Origin of the sequence: Serratia sp. JSRIV004, assembly GCF_019968705.1 — a bacterium.
Classification (GTDB): Bacteria; Pseudomonadota; Gammaproteobacteria; order Enterobacterales; family Enterobacteriaceae; genus Chania; species Chania fonticola_B.
Genome location: NZ_CP074140.1, coordinates 3,238,907 through 3,256,640, shown reverse-complemented (window position 1 = coordinate 3,256,640; position 17,734 = coordinate 3,238,907). Strand labels below are relative to the sequence as shown.

Here is a 17,734-nt window from a genome sequence, read left to right as displayed (position 1 = left end):
GTTATGTTAGAGCTGCTGTTTCTGTTGCTGCCTGTAGCTGCCGCGTACGGTTGGTACATGGGGCGCAGAAGTGCTCAGCAGGATAAACAACAGGAAGCCAACCGCCTGTCGCGTGAATACGTGGCTGGGGTTAACTTCCTGCTTTCCAACCAGCAGGATAAAGCGGTCGATCTGTTTCTCGACATGTTGAAAGAGGACAGCAATACCGTTGAAGCTCACCTTACGTTGGGCAATCTGTTCCGCTCTCGTGGTGAAGTCGATCGCGCCATCCGCATCCATCAGGCCTTGATGGAAAGCGCTTCTTTAACCTTCGAACAGCGTCTGCTGGCGATACAGCAACTGGGGCGTGACTATATGGCCGCCGGGTTGTATGACCGCGCCGAGGACATGTTCAGCCAGTTGATCAATGAAGAAGACTTCCGAGTTTCCGCGCTGCAGCAATTACTGGTGATCCACCAGGCCACCAGCGACTGGCAGAAAGCCATCGAAGTGGCAGAGAAGTTGGTCAAGCTGGGTAAGGAAAAGCAACGCGTCGAGATCGCGCATTTTTATTGTGAGCTGGCCCTGCAGGCGATGGGCAGTGACGATCTGGACAAGGCGATGGGCCTGCTCAAGCGCGCGGCCTCGGCGGATAAACAGTGCGCCCGTGTGTCGATCATGGTTGGGCGTATCTTCATGGCGCAAGAGGAGTATGCCAAGGCGGTAGAAACCCTGACGCGCGTATTGGATCAAGATAAAGAGCTGGTCAGCGAAGCGTTACCGATGCTGCAGGAGTGCTACCAGCATTTGCCTCAACAAGAGCAAGACTGGGCGGACTTTCTCAAACGTTGTGTGGCGGAGAATACCGGAGCCACGGCAGAATTGATGCTGGCGGAAGTGATCGAGCAACGGGAAGGGAGCGATGTGGTACAGGTGTACATCAATCGCCAGCTGCAGCGCCATCCGACCATGCGCGTGTTTTATCGCCTGATGGATTATCATCTGGCTGATGCAGAAGACGGTCGCGCCAAAGAAAGCCTGCTGTTGCTACGGGATATGGTAGGCGAGCAGATCCGTACCAAACCGCGGTATCGCTGCCACAAATGCGGTTTTACCGCCCATTCACTTTACTGGCATTGTCCTTCGTGCCGGGCCTGGTCTTCGGTTAAACCGATACGCGGGCTGGACGGGCAATAAAACAGCTTGTTAGCTAGGGGCGCTGCACATGCGGCGCCCGCCAAGATTGTCCGGGTTACTTTTTCTTGCCGCTTTTCGCGCCGCCTTTCAGCAGTTGACGCAGCTTCTTCAGCTCTTTCTGGCTAAGAGGTTGTTCAATCTCCTCTTCGGTGCCCTGATTATCGATATCGTCATGATGCAGCGGAGCCGCTTTCTTACTGGCTTTGGCAGGGACTTCGAAGCTATGTTCCAGCCGTTGGCAAACCTCTGCACTCAATGAAAGCTGGTTCTCCAAGGCAATCGCCTTGATTTGCTCTTTCAGTGCCAGAGGGATCTTGATGGTTAGTGTCGATATCTCGCTCATTTTGCTGCCTTTTACGCGGGAGGTTACCATCAAGCTAAGTCAGCCGTGCAGATCTGTCCAGTGTGTAATAAAAATTTAATAATTTTGTAACATAAATGGGCTACACCAATGCGCTACGCTTTCCTCATTTTTTTGGCCGAGATACTATGAGCCATGACTGAACCCGATCTCAATTTACTTATCGCCCTTGATGCGCTGCTCGCTGAGGTCAGCGTGGCTGGTGCTGCGCGTCGTCTTGGTTTAAGCGCTTCTGCCATGAGCCGCACGCTCACCCGGCTACGCACCGTTACCGAAGATCCCTTGTTGGTGCGTGCCGGCCGCCACATGGTGCTGACGCCTTATGCCGAGGAGCTGCGGGAACGTACGCAAAATGCCGTATTTGCGGCGCGTTCGGTGCTGCGCCCATCCGCCACAGAATTGAACCTCGCCACGCTGGAACGCACCTTTAACATTCGTGCCAATGAGGGGTTTGTGGAGGCATTTGGAGCTTCACTGATTGCGGCAGCCGCCAAGGCTGCGCCTTTGGTGCGCCTGCGTTTTTCGCCCAAGCCAGAGAAAACCTCAAAGCCTCTGCGTGAGGGTCTGGTTGATCTTGAGATTGGTGTTTTGGGGACCATGGGGCCGGAAATACGCGTGCAGGCGCTGTTTAGGGATCGCTTCGTTGGTGTGGTAAGAGCGGGGCATCCGCTGGCGCGGGAACCAGAGGTGAAGGCCAGCCAGTATGCCGCGTTGGGCCATGTTGTCGCTTCCCGGCGTGAGCGTACCTACGGGCCGGTAGACGAAGCATTGGCTGAACTAGGTTTGCGGCGCAACATTGCCGCCGTGGTACCGAGTTTCCCGGCAGCCTTGGCCGTCGCTCAGGAGTCCGATCTGGTGGCGTTGGTGCCTGCCTCATTCCTTATCAATCAACCAGTAACCAATATTGATGGGGGCGTAGCGACACTCTGGGCTTTTGAACTGCCGGTTACGACCAGACTGATTACGATATCGCAGCTGTGGCACCCACGTGCCGAGGCGGATCCGGCTCATCGTTGGTTGCGGCAATTGGTACTGAATGTCTGTCGCAAGTTGGTACCAGAATAAAAACAGGTGGGCTGTGGTGTCGAAGGGGATGGGCGCCTTATGCAGCGCCCGTTCAGATAATCTAGAGGGTGACTCGAACTTATTTATAGATGATCGCGTTGCCATGCAGCATGTTGTTACCACCGGCGGCGACAATGCGATAGCTGCTAGCGCCTTGGGCTTTGGCTTTAGCCGCCAGCTTGGCTTCCAGGCTGCTCAGCGTGGTAACACCACCGGCAGATACTACGCCAACTTCAGTCAGGCTCTGTGCCTGTTGCTGGCTGACTGGCTCAGCGGCAACGCTGGCAAATGAGGTTAGGACCAGAACGGTAGCTGCTGCAAAATATTTGATGCCTTTCATGAGTATCTCCAATTTGGTTTTGAGGGTGAAAGTGTTTCCGCTTTCGATGTGTTGAATGATATAGCATTTATAAACGGATGAAATCGGATAGGCTTGAGCATGTTAATCAAATTATTTGATTAAGAATTTACGCTTCTTTACCGCGTTTTACTCACCCTGGGTTAAGGGCGCAAGGCGTTATTGACAGTCGATGACCAACGCTGTGTTAACATTACGTAACGGCAACGGGTTGCGTGACTGGGATTTCCGCTGTCTGGCATGTAGAATGCGGCGGTCAGTTTTGCTGGCGGCTCACTCATCACGTCCATTTCACACAAGGTAGAAGCTATGAAGTCTGAAAATAACTCAAATAACAATGACTTAAAATCATCGCCCATCATCGTGGCATTGGATTACGCCGACCGTTCCGCCGCATTGGCCTTTGCCGACCGTATCGATCCGCAAGATTGCCGGCTAAAAGTGGGTAAAGAGATGTTCACCCTGTTCGGGCCTGAGATCGTGCGCGATCTGCATCAGCGCGGATTTGAGGTGTTCCTCGATTTGAAATTCCACGATATTCCTAACACCACGGCGCATGCCGTAGCCGCTGCGGCGGAGTTGGGCGTATGGATGGTGAACGTACATGCCAGCGGTGGTGCTCGCATGATGAACGCAGCCAAAGAGGCGCTGCTGCCTTATGGCGCGGATGCACCGCTATTGATTGCCGTCACCGTGCTCACCAGCATGGAGGCGGAAGATCTGCGCGCCATTGGTATCGAACTCAGCCCGGCAGAGCAGGCGGAAAGACTGGCTCGCCTGACGCGCGACTGTGGCCTGGACGGTGTGGTCTGTTCTGCGCAGGAAGCTTCACGCCTGAAAGCTGCTTGTGGCGACCAGTTCCAACTGGTTACTCCTGGTATTCGCCCTGAAGGCAGTGCCGCAGGCGATCAACGCCGCGTGATGACACCGGTGCAGGCTCTGGCCGCCGGAGTTGATTATATGGTGATCGGCCGTCCGATTACGCAATCCGCCGATCCCGCGGCAGCGCTCAGCGCTATTCGAGCCTCACTGGTTTAAGGAACCCAGCATGAATGATGATAACAGCCGCCTGGTGTACTCTACCGACAGCGGGCGTATCAAGCAGGAAGAAGCCAAGCCAGAGCGTGTCAAAGGCGATGGCATCGTGCGTATTCAACGCCAGACCAGCGGCAGAAAAGGCAAGGGGGTTTGCCTGATCACCGGTGTCGATCTGGATGATGTGGCACTGGATAAACTGGCTGCCGAACTGAAAAAGAAATGCGGTTGTGGTGGCTCGGTGAAGGATGGTGTGATCGAAATCCAGGGCGACAAACGTGACCTGCTAAAGCAATTACTGGAAGCCAAGGGCATGAAGGTTAAGCTGGCTGGCGGTTGAGCAGCTAAATGAAATATGCCGCAGTGTGTCACTGCGGCTGCATTCATCGAAACGATAAACGTAAAAATAGACCTGAAAGTTTTTTTCAATTAGACGTCAAAGCGTGAACGCTTTTGTCAGCCTATCGGCAGAGGTATCAGCAAGCCGTGGCTTATTTACTCACCTGGTGACCGATGATGCCACCAACAGCGGCACCGCCGACGGTCCCCAACGCGCTGCCGTTAGTCAGCACCGCACCGCCTACCGCACCTGCACCTGCACCAATCGCCGTGTTGCGGTCACGTTTAGACATATTCGAACAGGCACTCAGCGACAGAGCCAGGGTGATCACCACTGCGGCAGTGGCCAAACGTTGATTAATGATCATAATGAATTCTCCTTAGCATCGGCTATATGGAACTACTTTACTGGCATAGCACAGCTTTAGTATAGGCAGTAATCAGCAAACTGGCCTGAGACTGTCTTCCAGACGACCTTGAAATAAAAAATGGCATTTATTGCACAAAACAGGGCAAATAAAAAATCAGGGCGTTTTTTTCGCCTTGTTTCAGTATAAATCTCTGACGAGGGATAAATAGGGAAATAGTCTTAATTTAGCCCGGGTCGGCAGGCGATTATTCCGAATCCGCCGCCACACATCTTGGTGTATCCAGCAGAAATCTACGTGGTCTTTAGCGATCTATCCCATACCGCCCAGTGGCATGCCTGCTGACAATAGTCGCAGACCAAGCCACAAGGACAAGATCATGCTCAACGAACTAAAACAACAGGTGCTGGAAGCCAACCTTCAACTTCCGCGCCATCATCTGGTGACCTTTACCTGGGGCAATGTCAGCGCCGTAGACCGCCAGCAGGGGCTGATGGTGATCAAACCTTCCGGCGTTGAGTATGATGCCATGACCCGTGAGGATATGGTGGTGGTGGAACTGGAGAGCGGCAAGGTGGTGGAGGGGAGTAAAAAGCCTTCTTCCGATACGGATACCCACCGGGTGCTGTACCTGAACTTTGCTGCAGCGGGTGGGATCGTTCATACCCACTCGCGCCATGCCACCATTTGGGCACAGGCCGGATTAGCCATCCCCGCGTGGGGAACGACACATGCGGACTACTTCTATGGTGATATTCCCTGTACTAGGCTAATGCGCGACGAAGAGATCAACGGCCGTTATGAGTGGGAGACCGGGCAGGTGATCGTCGAAACCTTCAAAGAGCGTGGGTTGGATGCCGCTCAGATACCGGCAGTACTGGTACATTCCCACGGTCCATTTGCCTGGGGCAAAGATGCTGACGGCGCGGTGCATAATGCCGTGGTGTTGGAAGAGTTGGCCTATATGGGGATCTTCTCGCGTCAGTTAGCACCGGGGCTGGGCAATATGCAGCAGAGCCTGTTGGACAAGCACTATCTGCGCAAGCACGGAGCACATGCCTATTATGGGCAGTAATCTCACCACGGGGCCGAACGGCCCCGCAGCCGTTATTGGTTAACCAGATCCAACTTGATACCCTGGCGTTTAAGCAACTGCTGGTAGTCGTTGGCGATACGCGAGTCGGTGATCACCCGCCCAATCTGGCTCATGGGTTCCAATGGATTAGGTTGGATCTGGCCGAATTTTGACGAGTCGGTCAGCACTATGTTCTCTACGCCTTTGGCTAATACCGCATTGACCACGTCGGCACGCATCATATCGCGGCCGGTGAAGCCGGTCTCCGCGTGATAGCCATCCACCCCGATAAACGCCTTGCTGAAGTGCACCTGCTGGATACACATGCGGGTTAACGGGCCGACCACGGTTTCACTCTTCTTCTGGAACATGCCGCCGAGAACGATCACATCGCAGTCGGTCTCTTTCAGCAGATGGGCGATGTAATGGCTGACGGTGATCAGCGTGACGCGCTTGCGCTCGGCCAGATAGCGGGCCAGTAAGGCGTTGGCACTACCGCTCTCGATAAAGATGGTTTCGCCATCGTTGACCAGCGATGCAGCATATTGTGCCAGCTTCTGCTTAAGCGTGAAGTTGGACATCATGCGGGCATCAACGTCGTCGCTTTCCAGCGCAACGGCAGAACCGTGAACGCGTTTCAGATAGCTGCGTTTTTCTAACAGATTGAGATCCTGACGGATCGTCACCTCAGAAACGCCAGAGGCGCGCGCCAGTTCGCCAACGCTGATGCGCCTGCGGTCATTCACCAACTGCAAAATGGTTTGTTGTCTTGAATTCATAGCGGCCTGATAGGCGGCCACCAAAGGGTGACCGCAACGATTCACTGATTAAAGAGTATGTTCGGTACGCGCGATAATGTCATCCTGCGCATCTGGGGATAATGCGGTAAAGAAGGCAGAATATCCAGCTACGCGTACCACTAAATCGCGATATTGGTCAGGATGTTGCTTTGCGGCCAACAGCGTTTCCCGTGACACGATATTATACTGCACGTGCCAGCCATGGTAAGCCTCGAAGAAAGTGCGCAGCATCAGCATCAGTTTTTCGCGATCACGCGGGTTCTCCAGCGTTGACGGGTTCAGCTTCTGGTTCAGCAACACGCCACCCAGAATCGATTCGGTAGGCAGTTTGCTCAGCGAGTTGAACACTGCCGTTGGGCCTAGATGGTCGGTGCCGGAAGCCGGGCTAGCCCCTTCCGCCAATGGCGTATGCGCTTTACGGCCGTCTGGCGTAGCCATGGTGGCAGCACCAAACGGAACGTTGGCCGAAATGGAGGAGGTGCCCGCATAGTAGGTACCGCCGATCGGGCCACGGCCAAAGCGGGTGTTGTGATACTGCTTCAGCTCGTCGATATAGGTCTGATAGGCACGTACCAGCAGCTGATCGACATCATCCACGTCGTTGCCGTACTTTGGCGCCGCATTGATCAAGCGTTGGCGCAGCTGTTCGCCGTCCAGGCCAGCAAAATCGTTAGCAAGAGCCTGAGCCAGCTGTTGCTGACCAATAATCCCCTGATCGAACACCAGCTTGCGTACCGCTTCCAGGCTGTTACCCAGGTTGGCGATCCCGACCTGCAGACCGGATACCCAGTCATATTTCGCACCGCCTTGTTTGACACTCTTGCCGCGCTCGATGCAATCATCCACCAGAGCCGAGCACACAATGTCGTGGGCATTTTCTTCCAGCACGGTATCGACTACACACTCAATCTCAATCGATTTGCGGGTGTAATAGCGGATCTGCGTATCCCAGGCATCCAGCACTTGGTCAAACTGGCTAAAGTTACCCTGAGACAGCCCCAGCTCCTGCGGCAGGAAAATCTTGCCGGAGGTGGCGTCGCGCCCTTGCTCCAGAGCTGCCAACATCACGCGGGCAAAGTTGATAAAGCTCATCCCGGTACAGCGGTAGCCCCATTTGCCGCCAACGGCGGTCTCGATGCAACCGATCGCGGCGTAATCATAGGCGTCCTGTGGTTCGACGCCCAGCTTGATAAACTCGGGGATCACGATCTCATCGTTGTTAAACGCCGGCATGCCGAAGCCGCAGCGGATCACCTGCACGCAGGCGTCAAGGAAATCATTACTGATCCCGGCGTGATAGCGCACGCTGAGGTTAGGCTGCGTTGAACGCAGACGGCCACAGGATTCCAGAATGGTGTAAGAGAGCGGGTTGACCGCGTCACAAGGCTGGCCATTGACCAGTTTCTGGCCGCCGATGGTGACGTTCTGATACAGCGGGCTACCGGCGGAGGCTTTGGAGTGCGAGCCGGAACGGATCTTGTTCACTTCCAGCAGTTTCAACCAGCAGCTGTGCAGCATCTCGATGGCTTTTTCGCGCGGCAGGCTTTGCTCCAACTCCACGTCACGGCGATACCAAGGATACAGATATTGGTCTAGGCGGCCGAAGGATACCGAGTGTCCGTTGGATTCGATCTGCAGGAACAGCTGAATGAAGTAACACAGTTGCAGCGCCTGCCAGAAGGTCTGTGGCGGTTGATGGGCGATCAGTTCGCAGTTGGCTGCCATGGTCAACAGCTCTTCACGCCGCCAGATGCGTTGCTCTGCCTGGGCCATTTCACGGGCCAACTGGGCAAAGCGCAGGATGTGCTCGCTGAGAGCGTCCAGCGAGATGTCGATGGCCTTGAGGAACTGTTCCTTATGCAGGTCGTCCCAGTCCGTCAGGTGCAGGCGCTCACGGCGCTCAGCCACTTTCTCACGCAGGCCATCCAGACCTTTTTCCAGTAACAGCGGGAAGTTGACCGCCAGGTGCGCATCGCCAGACGTCATGTTGCCTTCCGCCTTGATGATACCGGTAGCCAGCAGGGCTTTTTGCTCATCGGTGAACATGCCGTAGCAGCGATCCTGCACGGTCTGGCCACGCCACCATGGGCATAGGGTGTGCAATACCTTTTTATCCTGTTCGCTGACGGAGAAGCCAGCGCCGGGGCGATCGGCCAACTCGTCAATTTCGCTTTCGATCCAACTGACGGTGTATTCCGGGAAGATAGGCGCGGCACGTAGCTGACTAGCCTGGTTACCGATAATCAGCTCATCATTCTTGATCCAGATGCTCCGTTTGGCCAGATGGTTGGCCAACGCCATGGCACGCCTTACCGGCAGCGGCTTATCCTGATGCTGCTGGTACGTTTCGGTATAGTGCTGTGCGCGTTCGGTACAGACCGGTGGCTTGACGATATGGATCAGCGCGTTCTTGTGCGCTAGCGTGCGTTCGGTCAGGGTAGTCAGATCCAGCGTTGTCATGGTGTTATCCTCGCAAAATGGCGGTCAGACCTTTGGCGCTGGCGTAATCTTCGGCATAGGCCAGCAGTTCGGGGTCGTCAAGTGGGGTACGGGAAGCGTAATAAGGCGCGCCGAGCAGATGGTATTTATTCATCCCCAGCGTGTGGTACGGTAAAAAATGGATCTCTTTGACGCCGATTTCATCGGCGGCAAAGTCGGTAATGGCGCGGATTGAGTCGCGATCGGCGTTAAATTCGGGGATTAACGGCACCCTCACGGTGATCTGAGTGCCAGCGGCGGCCAAACGGAGGAAGTTATCCATCACCCGTTTGGCGGAGCCTTCGGTCCATTGCTTGAAGCGAACTTGATCGACGTGTTTCAGATCGGCCAGCATCAGGTCTAGCCAGGGCAGAGATGGCTCGATATAGGACCAAGGCGTATGCAGGCAAGATTCTACGGCGGTATGGATACCGGCCTCGCGCCCGCGTTTGAGCAGTTCAGCCGCAACCTCTGGCTGCATAAACGGCTCGCCACCGGATAGCGTCAGGCCACCGCCGGTACGCAGATAGTAAGGTTTATCGCGCATCACTTCGGCCATCACCGCATCAAGGTCGAGCGCCGTGCCGCAGACGCTCAGCGCGCCAGTTGGGCAACAGCCGTTTAATGCGTCATAATCGGCGGCAGTCAGTAACGAACGTTGCAGGGTTAGGGTGTTGTCGTCAACGCGGGTGATAGCGTGCGGGCAACTCTCACTGCACAGGGTACAGGCCGCCAGACACAGGCGCTCATCAAACAGCAGTTCTTGCTGGCGCGAACGGCTTTCCGGGTTCTGGCACCAGCGGCAGCCAAGTGAGCAGCCCTTAAGGAACACCACGCTGCGGATGCCTGGGCCGTCATGTGTTGAGTAGCGCTGTAGATTGAAAAGCATTCGTCACCTGTGAAGTCTAAAATCTTCTTACGTAAATTAAATAGGTTTCGAATGAAAGTTGATTTGATTTTAATCAAATGATGGCGGCTTTTTTCGCTTATTATGTTCACAGTTTGAATCTGCCCACAAAAGAATCAGGAGAAGGTTATGGAACTGTATCTCGATACCGCCGACGTCAGCGCAGTGAAACGTTTGGCGCGCGTCTTGCCGCTGCACGGCGTGACCACCAACCCCAGCATCGTTGCCAAAGAAGGCAAGCCGATCTGGGAGGTTCTGCCGGCCTTGCGTGATGCGTTAGGCGGTACCGGCAAGCTGTTTGCCCAGGTGATGGCTAACGACGCAGAACGTATGGTTGCCGAAGCCGTCCTGCTGAGTCAACGGGTGCCGGGCCTGGTAGTCAAGATCCCCACCACCGCAGAAGGGCTGGCGGCAATCAAGAAGCTGAAATCCATGTCGATCCCCACCTTGGGTACCGCCGTTTACGGCGCTGGTCAGGGGCTGCTGGCGGCGTTGGCCGGGGCAGAGTATGTGGCACCTTACGTTAACCGTCTGGACGCACAGGGTGGCGACGGCGTTGAAATGGTGCACGAGTTACAACAGCTGTTGTCGCTGCATGCTCCTCACGCCAAGGTGTTGGCGGCCAGCTTCAAAACGCCACGTCAGGCGTTGGAGTGTCTGTTGGCAGGTTGCCAGTCGATCACTTTACCGGTGGATGTGGCAGAACAGTTTATTTCCACTCCGGCGGTTCAGGCGGCGGTAGAGAAGTTTGAACAGGATTGGCAGGGGGCTTTCGGCACGACGCTGATAAGCTAAAGTGCATTGACAAGGGCGGCACCTGGCCGCCCTTGTAGGCATTCGATGAGACTGTTTCAACTGGCTCATCCCGTAGCCTGGCCGTTCAGTTAGACACGCCCGGTTTCCTCACGCAGTACAATAGTGCTTTCACGTACCGTAGGCGTTTTGGAACCCAACGCGCGGCGCACCACGAAGAAGGCCGAAACCAGCATCGTCACCGCAACCAGCATAAAGAAGGCGCACAACGCGGCGTTAATCTGATTGGCAAACACGATGGTCTGCATATCCGCAATGGATTTGGCCGGGGCGATAACCGTGTTCGATTCAATCCCGGCAGAGAATTTCTTCGCCTGCGCCAGGAAGCCGATGCTTGGTTTTTCATGGAAAATCTTTTGCCAGCCCGCCGTCATTGAGGTGATAAACAGCCAGATGGTCGGCAAAATGGTCACCCAGGCGTAACGCTGTTTCTTCATCTTGAACAGCACTACGGTGCCCAGGATCAGCGCCATTGAAGCCAGCATCTGGTTACCAATGCCGAACAGCGGCCACAGCGTATTGATCCCACCTAACGGATCCACGACGCCCTGATAAACAAAGAAGCCCCAACCGGCCACGGCCACGGTGGTGCCGGCCAGGTTGCCGAACCAGGAGCGGTTGTTCGCCAAGCGCGGAATGGCCACGCCAACCAGATCCTGCACCATAAAGCGACAGGCGCGGGTGCCCGCATCCACCGCAGTGAGGATAAACAGGGCTTCAAACAGGATGGCAAAGTGATACCAGAAGGCCATCATCGCCCGGCTGTTAAACACCTCGCTGATGATATGAGCCATGCCAACGGCAAAGGTTGGCGCGCCACCGGCTCTGGACAGCACTGACTTCTCGCCCACATCATGGGCAATCTGCGTCAGCGTTTCCGGGGTGACCATAAAGCCCCAGCTGTTAATTGCCTGTGAAGCACTTTCCACCGTGGTGCCGATCAGCGCCGCCGGTGAGTTCATGGCAAAGTAGACGCCTGGGTCGATCACCGAAGCGCAAATCAGCGCCATGATGGCCACGAAGGACTCCATCAGCATGCCGCCGTAGCCAATAAAGCGGATATGGCTCTCACGCTCAACCAGCTTCGGTGTGGTGCCACTGGAGACCAGGGCGTGGAACCCGGAGATTGCGCCACAGGCAATGGTAATAAACAGGAACGGGAACAGTGAACCGGCAAACACCGGGCCGCTGCCATCGATAAAGCGTGACACCGCCGGCATTCTCATTTCCGGCATCGCGAACACAATGCCCACCGCCAGCCCCACGATCACACCGATTTTCAGGAAGGTAGAAAGATAGTCACGCGGAGCAAGCAACAACCACACCGGCAGCACCGAAGCGACAAAACCATAAATCACCAGCACCCAGGTCAGGGTGGTGCCGTGCAGGGTAAAGAACGGCCCCCAGTATGGATGCATGGCGATGTTGCCACCGTAGATGATCGCCATCATCATCAGCACAAAGCCGATCAGCGAAACCTCGGCAATCTTGCCTGGGCGGATAAAGCGCATGTAAACGCCCATAAACAGCGCAATCGGGATGGTGGCAGCAATGGTGAACAGACCCCAAGGGCTGTCTGCCAGCGCCTTAACGACCACCAACGCCAGCGCCGAGAGGATGATGATCATCACCCCAAGTGCGCCCAGCATGGTTACCACACCGGCAAAGGCGCCTAACTCCTGCTTGGCCATTTCCCCCAGCGAGCGTCCGTCGCGGCGGGTGGAGATAAACAGGATCAGGAAATCTTGCACCGCCCCAGCCAACATCACCCCAACCAATATCCAGATGGTACCAGGCAGGAAGCCCATCTGCGCTGCCAGGATCGGCCCAACCAGCGGGCCAGCACCCGCAATCGCAGCAAAGTGGTGACCAAACAGCACCCATTTGTTGGTCGGTACATAGTCCAGGCCATCGTTATGGCGTTCCGCCGGCGTTAACCGACGGTCATCGAGTTCAAAGACGTTCTTGGCAATAAACCGGCTATAAAAGCGGTAGGCAATGCTGTAGCAGGCGACGGAAGCCACCACCAGCCAGACAGCGTTGACGTGTTCCCCACGGCTCAAGGCAAGCATGCCGAAAGCGAAGGCACCGACCAGCGCCACCGCGAGCCAGATTATGGCTGACTTGACGTTTTTCATGTTCCGCAACTCCTTGTTGTGCAGAGGTAGAAAGGTGATTTTTTTAGTTTGTGAGTACGTCAAAACGTTAACGACTCATTAAACGTAGGAGGTTTGAACGCGGACGGTGGCTGGTCGGATCAGAAATGTGAACTCAGTTGGAGTTTGCTGAAAGAAGCGTGCCATACGGGGACAGAATAGGTTGTTGCAGGCATAAAAAAAGGCGATACCGAAGTATCGCCTTGATCGAACACGGATAACGTTAGGCCACCGGTCTGGCAATTACGCTGCGGGTTTCCATACGCACTTCGGCAATGTTCACCTGCAGACTATCGCTCTGGCGATAAACCACTTCGCCCTTCACCTGCACGGTGCCGGTCTCTTGGCTACACACCATCTCGTCGCGAACCGCGTGGATAAACGGGGCAGGGATAAAGGCCATCGCGCCGTTGTCCAACAGGCGTACGCGCAGGCCACCACGGGTTACGTCGATGATCTCGGCGTTGAAACGTTCATCGGTTCCGGCCTTATCCTTGAGGAAACGGGCATACAACCAGTCACCAACGTCGCGCTCTGCCATGCGGTTCAAACGGCGACGCTCGGCCAGTTGCACGGTGACGTCGTCCTGCGGTTTTTCCGCTGCCTGCTCGCTGATAATGGCTTTCAGCAGACGATGGTTGACCATATCGCCATACTTACGGATCGGAGAGGTCCAGGTGGCGTACGCCTCCAGCCCCAGACCGAAGTGCGGGCCAGGCGTGGTGCTGATCTCGGCAAAGGTCTGGAAGCGGCGGATGCGGCTGTCCAGGAACTGGGTTGGCTGCGAGTCGAGGTGACGGCGCAGTTCGCAGAATCCTTCCAGGGTCAGCAGCTTCTCGGCATCGGCTTCAACGCCGTTGGCCTGCAATACGGCGACCGCTTGCTCAACCAGGGCCGGATCAAAGCCGTTATGCACGTTATAGATGCCAAAGCCCAGACGATCGCGCAGCACCAGGGCGGCACAGACGTTGGCGGCGATCATGCACTCTTCAACAATACGGTTGGCGGTGCGGCGCTGTTCGGTCACGATGTCCAGCACTTCGCCTTTCTCGCCGAGGACAAAGCGATAGTCCGGGCGATCCTTGAATACCAGCGCATGCTGATGGCGCCAGGCGCTGCGTGCATCGCAAACCTGTTTAAGCAAGGTGATCTGCTGTGCGATGCTCTCGCTCGGTGGTTGCCAGCCTGCGACGCCATCCAGCCAGTCAGAAACCTCGTCATAAACCAGTTTGGCTTTGGACTCGATTTCGGCGGCAAAGAAATGGATATCGTTGCCCAGCGCACCGTCTGCGGCGATAGTCACGCGGCAAGCCAGCACCGAGCGGCGCTCATTCGGGCGCAGCGAGCACAGGTTGTCGGACAGATCGCGCGGCAACATCGGAATATTGAAGCCCGGCAGGTAGTTGGTGAACGCGCGCTTGCGGGCGATTTCATCCAGATTGCTGCCTTGCTCGACGTAGGCGGTAGGATCGGCAATGGCGATGGTCAACAGCAGCGAGCCGTCACCGTTGTCTTGCACGTGCAGCGCATCGTCCATATCTTCGGTGCTGGCGCTATCGATGGTGACGAAGTCCAGCGCGGTCAGGTCCTCACGGATCAGAGCGGTCTCTTGTTCGGAGATCGCGACCATGTCTGGCGCTTCTTTTTCAAGATTATGACGAGCCAGCGTGACCCACCACGGCGCGAAGTGATCTTCACCGTCGGTGATGAACTGAGTCAGATCGGCATTGAAAGTGCGATCGCCGTTCAGTGGATGACGGCGCATTTCTGCGACGGCCCAGTCACCGGCTTGGAAGTTATGGGTGACTTCACGCGCCGGACGGCATGGGATCGCGTCTTTCAGCAACGGATGATCGGGGATAATCGACAGGCGATCGTCTTTTTTCTGCACCCGGCCAACAAAGCGCGACAGGAAAGGCTCAACCAGGGTTTCCGGTTCAGCGATTTCGCGCTCTTTTTCGGTATGCAGGGTGGCGACGATACGATCCCCATGCATGACTTTTTTCATGTACGGCGGCGGAATAAAGTAACTTTTCTGCCCGTCGACTTCTAAAAAGCCAAAACCTTTCTCAGTCCCTTTTACTACGCCTTCAACACGCGGGGTTTGAGAGTGAAGTTGCTGTTTAAGCTGCGCCAGCAGCGGGTTATCTTGAAACATATCGTCCAGTGAATGGGTTGTGAGTGGCAAGATTTGCGGCTGACAGTTTTACGCGAATCACTCCTTGCGGGCAAGCCAAACGTCACGCTTTTCCGACGAAGGCTCGCGATTATTAACGCAATACTGCTCCAGGGACGCGACATGCCACGTCCGTTCGAACTAAACGATACGCAACGTAGGTGCTTGAGCGCAGCGGCGGATGGCGACGGGAACCGATTTGGAGGTCGGCGTGCCGGTGCCATCACCAAAACTGGCCAGCGGCACCAGCGGGTTGGTTTCGGGATAGTAGGCTGCCAGATTACCGCGTGGGATATCGTAGCTAACCAGCTTGAAGCCGCTGACCTTTCTGGTTACGCCATCGTTCCACAAGGTTTCGATTTCCACCAACTCCCCATCCTGCAGACCAAGATCGGCTAAATCTTCGGGATGAATAAACAGCACTTCGCGCTGGCCGTAAACACCGCGATAGCGATCGTCCAGTCCATAGATGGTGGTGTTGTACTGATCGTGTGAACGCAGGGTTTGCAGCACGAACGGCGCTTTTTCTGCCCCGATTTGCGGGAACAACGTATCGGGTAGTGGAGCGGCACTGAACTCAGCTTTGCCGCTCTGAGTTGCAAAGCGCAATTCGGCAGCGGCGTTGCCCAGATAGAACCCTCCTGGTTGCTCACAGCGCTGGTTAAAATCGTCAAAGCCGGGAATGGTGGCCTGAATATGCTGGCGGATCAGTGAATAATCGTCGGCCAGCTCCAGCCAGTCCAGCTGTTGGTTGCCAAGTACCGCGTCGGCAATGCCGCAAACAATCGCGGTTTCAGAACGCTGGGTGTCTGCCAGCGGTTTGCCGATGCCTTCGGAGGCGTGCACCATACTGAAGGAATCTTCCACCGTGATGTATTGCGGGCCGCTGGCCTGCATATCCAACTCGGTACGCCCCAGCGTCGGCAGGATCAGCGCATCTTTACCTGTGATCAGATGGCTGCGGTTCAGCTTGGTGCTGATATGCACCGTCAAATCACAACGGCGTAGGGCTTGGGCGGTACGCTCGGTATCCGGTGCCGCTGCTGCCAGGTTGCCCCCGAGCGCAATCAGCACCTTGACCTCACCACGCAGCATCGCTTCAATGGCCTCGACCGTATTGTGACCGATCTCGCGGCGTGGGCTAAAGCCAAAATGCTGCTCCAAACTATCCAACAGCGCCTTGGGGGCTTTCTCATCGATGCCCATGGTGCGGTTGCCTTGCACGTTGCTGTGGCCGCGTACCGGACATAGGCCCGCACCTGGCTTGCCCAACTGGCCGAACAGCAATTGCAGGTTGGTGATCTCGCGCACCGTCGGTACGGAGTGCTTATGCTGCGTCACGCCCATCGCCCAGGTGCAGATAACACGCTCTGCGCCTTGGTAAATCGCCGCCGCATGACGTAGCTGGGTTTCGCTCAACCCGGATTGCGTGGTGATCTGTTGCCATGAGGTGGCATCCACCTGAGCCAGATAATCTTCGATGCCCACGCAATGCCGATCGATAAACGGCTGGTCGAACAGCCCTGGTTTATTGGCGGCAATCCGCTGGCGATGGGTTTCCAACAGTGCTTTCACCATGCCGCGCACTGCCGCCATATCGCCACCCAGGTTGGGCTGGAAGTAGGCCGAACTGATGGGGGAGGATATGGGCGTCAGCATCTGGATCGGGTTTTGCGGGTCGGCAAACCTTTCCAGCCCGCGTTCGCGCAGGGTATTGAAACTGACGATGCGTGCCCCCCGGCTGGCTGCGTGTTTCAGGCTGTGCAGCATGCGGGGATGGTTGGTGCCGGGGTTTTGGCCAAAGACAAAAATCGCGTCGGCTTGCTCGAAGTCATCCATACGGATGGTGCCTTTGCCGACGCCAATGCTCTGCTTGAGGCCTACGCCACTGGCTTCGTGGCACATATTGGAACAGTCTGGGAAGTTGCTGGTGCCCAGCATCCGGCCAAACAGCTGATAAAGGTAGGAGGCTTCATTGCTGGCGCGGCCTGAGGTGTACAGCTCAATCTGGTTGGGATTATCCATTGCCTGGATATGGCTGGCGATAAGTTTGAAGGCATCCGGCCAGGTGATGGGCTGATAGCGATCGGTCTTGGCGTCGTAGCGCATTGGGTGCGTCAACCGGCCTTGATACTCCAGGAAGTAGTCGCTTTGCTCGCGCAGGGTGCTGACGCTGTGGGCCGCAAAGAATGCCGGTTCCACCGCATTGCGGGTCGCCTCCCAACTGACCGCCTTGGCCCCGTTCTCGCAGAAGCTGAAGGTGCTGTGGTTGTCATCGCCCCAGGCACAGCCGGGGCAGTCAAAACCGCGCGCTTTGTTAACGCGCATCAGGTTGCGCAGATTTTTTAGCGCCTGTTTGCTGTCGAACACATAGCGGGTGGTGGCTTCCAATGAGCCCCAGCCGCCCGCCGCGCCGCGATAAGGCTTGATTGACGGTTTAAATTTCATGATTTTCTTCGCAGGTGATTAATGTAGCTAAAAGGTGAATGCCTTTTTAAGCATTTTGAGTATTTATGTGGCAAGTCTAGGGGCGTGAGGGCTTGGCGTCTAATCGAATAGAGCAATGATGGGATAGACGACACTTATCGCAACTGCCAGCAAGGCCATAGCAAATGATATACTTCGTG

Annotated in this window: 15 protein-coding genes; 6 read left to right on the top strand and 9 right to left on the bottom strand. The window is 55.9% G+C overall.

Annotated elements, in window-relative coordinates; all coding sequences use genetic code 11:
- Window positions 1-3: 3 nt before the first annotated feature.
- Window positions 4-1,176, top strand: a complete 1,173-nt coding sequence (gene lapB, locus KGP21_RS15520; protein WP_179251656.1) for a lipopolysaccharide assembly protein LapB — start codon at window positions 4-6, stop codon at window positions 1,174-1,176.
- Window positions 1,177-1,231: 55 nt separating this feature from the next.
- Here the strand turns inward: lapB and KGP21_RS15515 are convergent, their stop codons facing one another.
- A complete protein-coding gene (locus KGP21_RS15515; RefSeq protein WP_021806568.1) occupies window positions 1,232-1,519 on the bottom strand; it encodes an Arc family DNA-binding protein in 288 nt (95 codons plus the stop codon).
- Between the two features lie 153 nt (window positions 1,520-1,672).
- On the opposite strand from KGP21_RS15515, the gene KGP21_RS15510 reads away from it, so the two are divergent.
- Window positions 1,673-2,602, top strand: coding sequence for a LysR family transcriptional regulator (locus tag KGP21_RS15510; protein ID WP_094981322.1), 930 nt, complete (start codon window positions 1,673-1,675; stop codon window positions 2,600-2,602).
- 79 nt (window positions 2,603-2,681) lie between these two features.
- Here KGP21_RS15510 and KGP21_RS15505 read toward each other — a convergent pair whose 3' ends face one another.
- A complete protein-coding gene (locus tag KGP21_RS15505; RefSeq protein ID WP_059200936.1) occupies window positions 2,682-2,942 on the bottom strand; it encodes a YdgH/BhsA/McbA-like domain containing protein in 261 nt (86 codons plus the stop codon).
- Window positions 2,943-3,269: 327 nt separating this feature from the next.
- Here KGP21_RS15505 and pyrF point away from each other — a divergent pair, with 327 nt between their 5' ends.
- Both pyrF and yciH read left to right on the top strand, forming a co-directional pair.
- Window positions 3,270-3,998 carry an orotidine-5'-phosphate decarboxylase gene (pyrF, locus tag KGP21_RS15500; RefSeq protein ID WP_021182086.1) on the top strand — a complete coding sequence of 243 codons (729 nt, stop codon included), beginning with the start codon at window positions 3,270-3,272 and terminating at the stop codon, window positions 3,996-3,998.
- 10 nt (window positions 3,999-4,008) lie between these two features.
- Window positions 4,009-4,335, top strand: a complete 327-nt coding sequence (gene yciH / locus KGP21_RS15495) for a stress response translation initiation inhibitor YciH (protein ID WP_209522867.1) — start codon at window positions 4,009-4,011, stop codon at window positions 4,333-4,335.
- A 151-nt stretch (window positions 4,336-4,486) separates the two neighbouring features.
- Here the strand turns inward: yciH and osmB are convergent, their stop codons facing one another.
- Window positions 4,487-4,705 (bottom strand): osmotically-inducible lipoprotein OsmB, encoded by a 219-nt coding sequence (osmB, locus tag KGP21_RS15490; protein ID WP_037375983.1) that lies wholly within the window; start codon window positions 4,703-4,705, stop codon window positions 4,487-4,489.
- Between the two features lie 376 nt (window positions 4,706-5,081).
- Here osmB and araD point away from each other — a divergent pair, with 376 nt between their 5' ends.
- Window positions 5,082-5,777 (top strand): L-ribulose-5-phosphate 4-epimerase, encoded by a 696-nt coding sequence (araD, locus tag KGP21_RS15485; protein WP_059200935.1) that lies wholly within the window; start codon window positions 5,082-5,084, stop codon window positions 5,775-5,777.
- A gap of 32 nt (window positions 5,778-5,809) precedes the next feature.
- Here araD and KGP21_RS15480 read toward each other — a convergent pair whose 3' ends face one another.
- The 3 genes from KGP21_RS15480 to KGP21_RS15470 are packed head-to-tail and all read right to left on the bottom strand — an operon-like array spanning window position 5,810 to window position 9,944.
- Window positions 5,810-6,556, bottom strand: a complete 747-nt coding sequence (locus KGP21_RS15480) for a DNA-binding transcriptional regulator YciT (RefSeq protein ID WP_209527075.1) — start codon at window positions 6,554-6,556, stop codon at window positions 5,810-5,812.
- Window positions 6,557-6,604: 48 nt separating this feature from the next.
- Window positions 6,605-9,037 (bottom strand): formate C-acetyltransferase/glycerol dehydratase family glycyl radical enzyme, encoded by a 2,433-nt coding sequence (locus KGP21_RS15475; RefSeq protein WP_071683429.1) that lies wholly within the window; start codon window positions 9,035-9,037, stop codon window positions 6,605-6,607.
- A 4-nt stretch (window positions 9,038-9,041) separates the two neighbouring features.
- Window positions 9,042-9,944 carry a glycyl-radical enzyme activating protein gene (locus KGP21_RS15470; protein ID WP_059200933.1) on the bottom strand — a complete coding sequence of 301 codons (903 nt, stop codon included), beginning with the start codon at window positions 9,942-9,944 and terminating at the stop codon, window positions 9,042-9,044.
- 147 nt (window positions 9,945-10,091) lie between these two features.
- Here KGP21_RS15470 and fsa point away from each other — a divergent pair, with 147 nt between their 5' ends.
- Window positions 10,092-10,757, top strand: a complete 666-nt coding sequence (gene fsa, locus KGP21_RS15465; RefSeq protein ID WP_021806558.1) for a fructose-6-phosphate aldolase — start codon at window positions 10,092-10,094, stop codon at window positions 10,755-10,757.
- An 89-nt stretch (window positions 10,758-10,846) separates the two neighbouring features.
- Here the strand turns inward: fsa and KGP21_RS15460 are convergent, their stop codons facing one another.
- The 3 genes from KGP21_RS15460 to KGP21_RS15450 form a co-directional block, all read right to left on the bottom strand.
- Window positions 10,847-12,913, bottom strand: a complete 2,067-nt coding sequence (locus tag KGP21_RS15460) for a carbon starvation CstA family protein (RefSeq protein WP_021806557.1) — start codon at window positions 12,911-12,913, stop codon at window positions 10,847-10,849.
- A gap of 241 nt (window positions 12,914-13,154) precedes the next feature.
- Entirely contained in the window at window positions 13,155-15,089 is a 1,935-nt protein-coding gene (locus KGP21_RS15455) for an exoribonuclease II (protein WP_071683698.1), read from the bottom strand.
- Window positions 15,090-15,248: 159 nt separating this feature from the next.
- Window positions 15,249-17,555 (bottom strand): FdhF/YdeP family oxidoreductase, encoded by a 2,307-nt coding sequence (locus tag KGP21_RS15450; RefSeq protein WP_223535601.1) that lies wholly within the window; start codon window positions 17,553-17,555, stop codon window positions 15,249-15,251.
- Window positions 17,556-17,734 lie beyond the last annotated feature (179 nt).

Excerpts from the sequence above, each read along its gene's own strand:
- araD (WP_059200935.1), top strand. The coding sequence starts at position 5,082 with ATGCTCAACGAACTAAAACAACAGGTGCTGGAAGCCAACCTTCAACTT.
- KGP21_RS15510 (WP_094981322.1), top strand. The coding sequence starts at position 1,673 with ATGACTGAACCCGATCTCAATTTACTTATCGCCCTTGATGCGCTGCTC.
- pyrF (WP_021182086.1), top strand. The coding sequence starts at position 3,270 with ATGAAGTCTGAAAATAACTCAAATAACAATGACTTAAAATCATCGCCC.
- KGP21_RS15480 (WP_209527075.1), bottom strand. The coding sequence starts at position 6,556 with ATGAATTCAAGACAACAAACCATTTTGCAGTTGGTGAATGACCGCAGG.
- KGP21_RS15515 (WP_021806568.1), bottom strand. The coding sequence starts at position 1,519 with ATGAGCGAGATATCGACACTAACCATCAAGATCCCTCTGGCACTGAAA.
- KGP21_RS15450 (WP_223535601.1), bottom strand. The coding sequence starts at position 17,555 with ATGAAATTTAAACCGTCAATCAAGCCTTATCGCGGCGCGGCGGGCGGC.
- KGP21_RS15505 (WP_059200936.1), bottom strand. The coding sequence starts at position 2,942 with ATGAAAGGCATCAAATATTTTGCAGCAGCTACCGTTCTGGTCCTAACC.
- fsa (WP_021806558.1), top strand. The coding sequence starts at position 10,092 with ATGGAACTGTATCTCGATACCGCCGACGTCAGCGCAGTGAAACGTTTG.
- yciH (WP_209522867.1), top strand. The coding sequence starts at position 4,009 with ATGAATGATGATAACAGCCGCCTGGTGTACTCTACCGACAGCGGGCGT.
- KGP21_RS15460 (WP_021806557.1), bottom strand. The coding sequence starts at position 12,913 with ATGAAAAACGTCAAGTCAGCCATAATCTGGCTCGCGGTGGCGCTGGTC.
- KGP21_RS15455 (WP_071683698.1), bottom strand. The coding sequence starts at position 15,089 with ATGTTTCAAGATAACCCGCTGCTGGCGCAGCTTAAACAGCAACTTCAC.
- KGP21_RS15470 (WP_059200933.1), bottom strand. The coding sequence starts at position 9,944 with ATGCTTTTCAATCTACAGCGCTACTCAACACATGACGGCCCAGGCATC.
- KGP21_RS15475 (WP_071683429.1), bottom strand. The coding sequence starts at position 9,037 with ATGACAACGCTGGATCTGACTACCCTGACCGAACGCACGCTAGCGCAC.
- lapB (WP_179251656.1), top strand. The coding sequence starts at position 4 with ATGTTAGAGCTGCTGTTTCTGTTGCTGCCTGTAGCTGCCGCGTACGGT.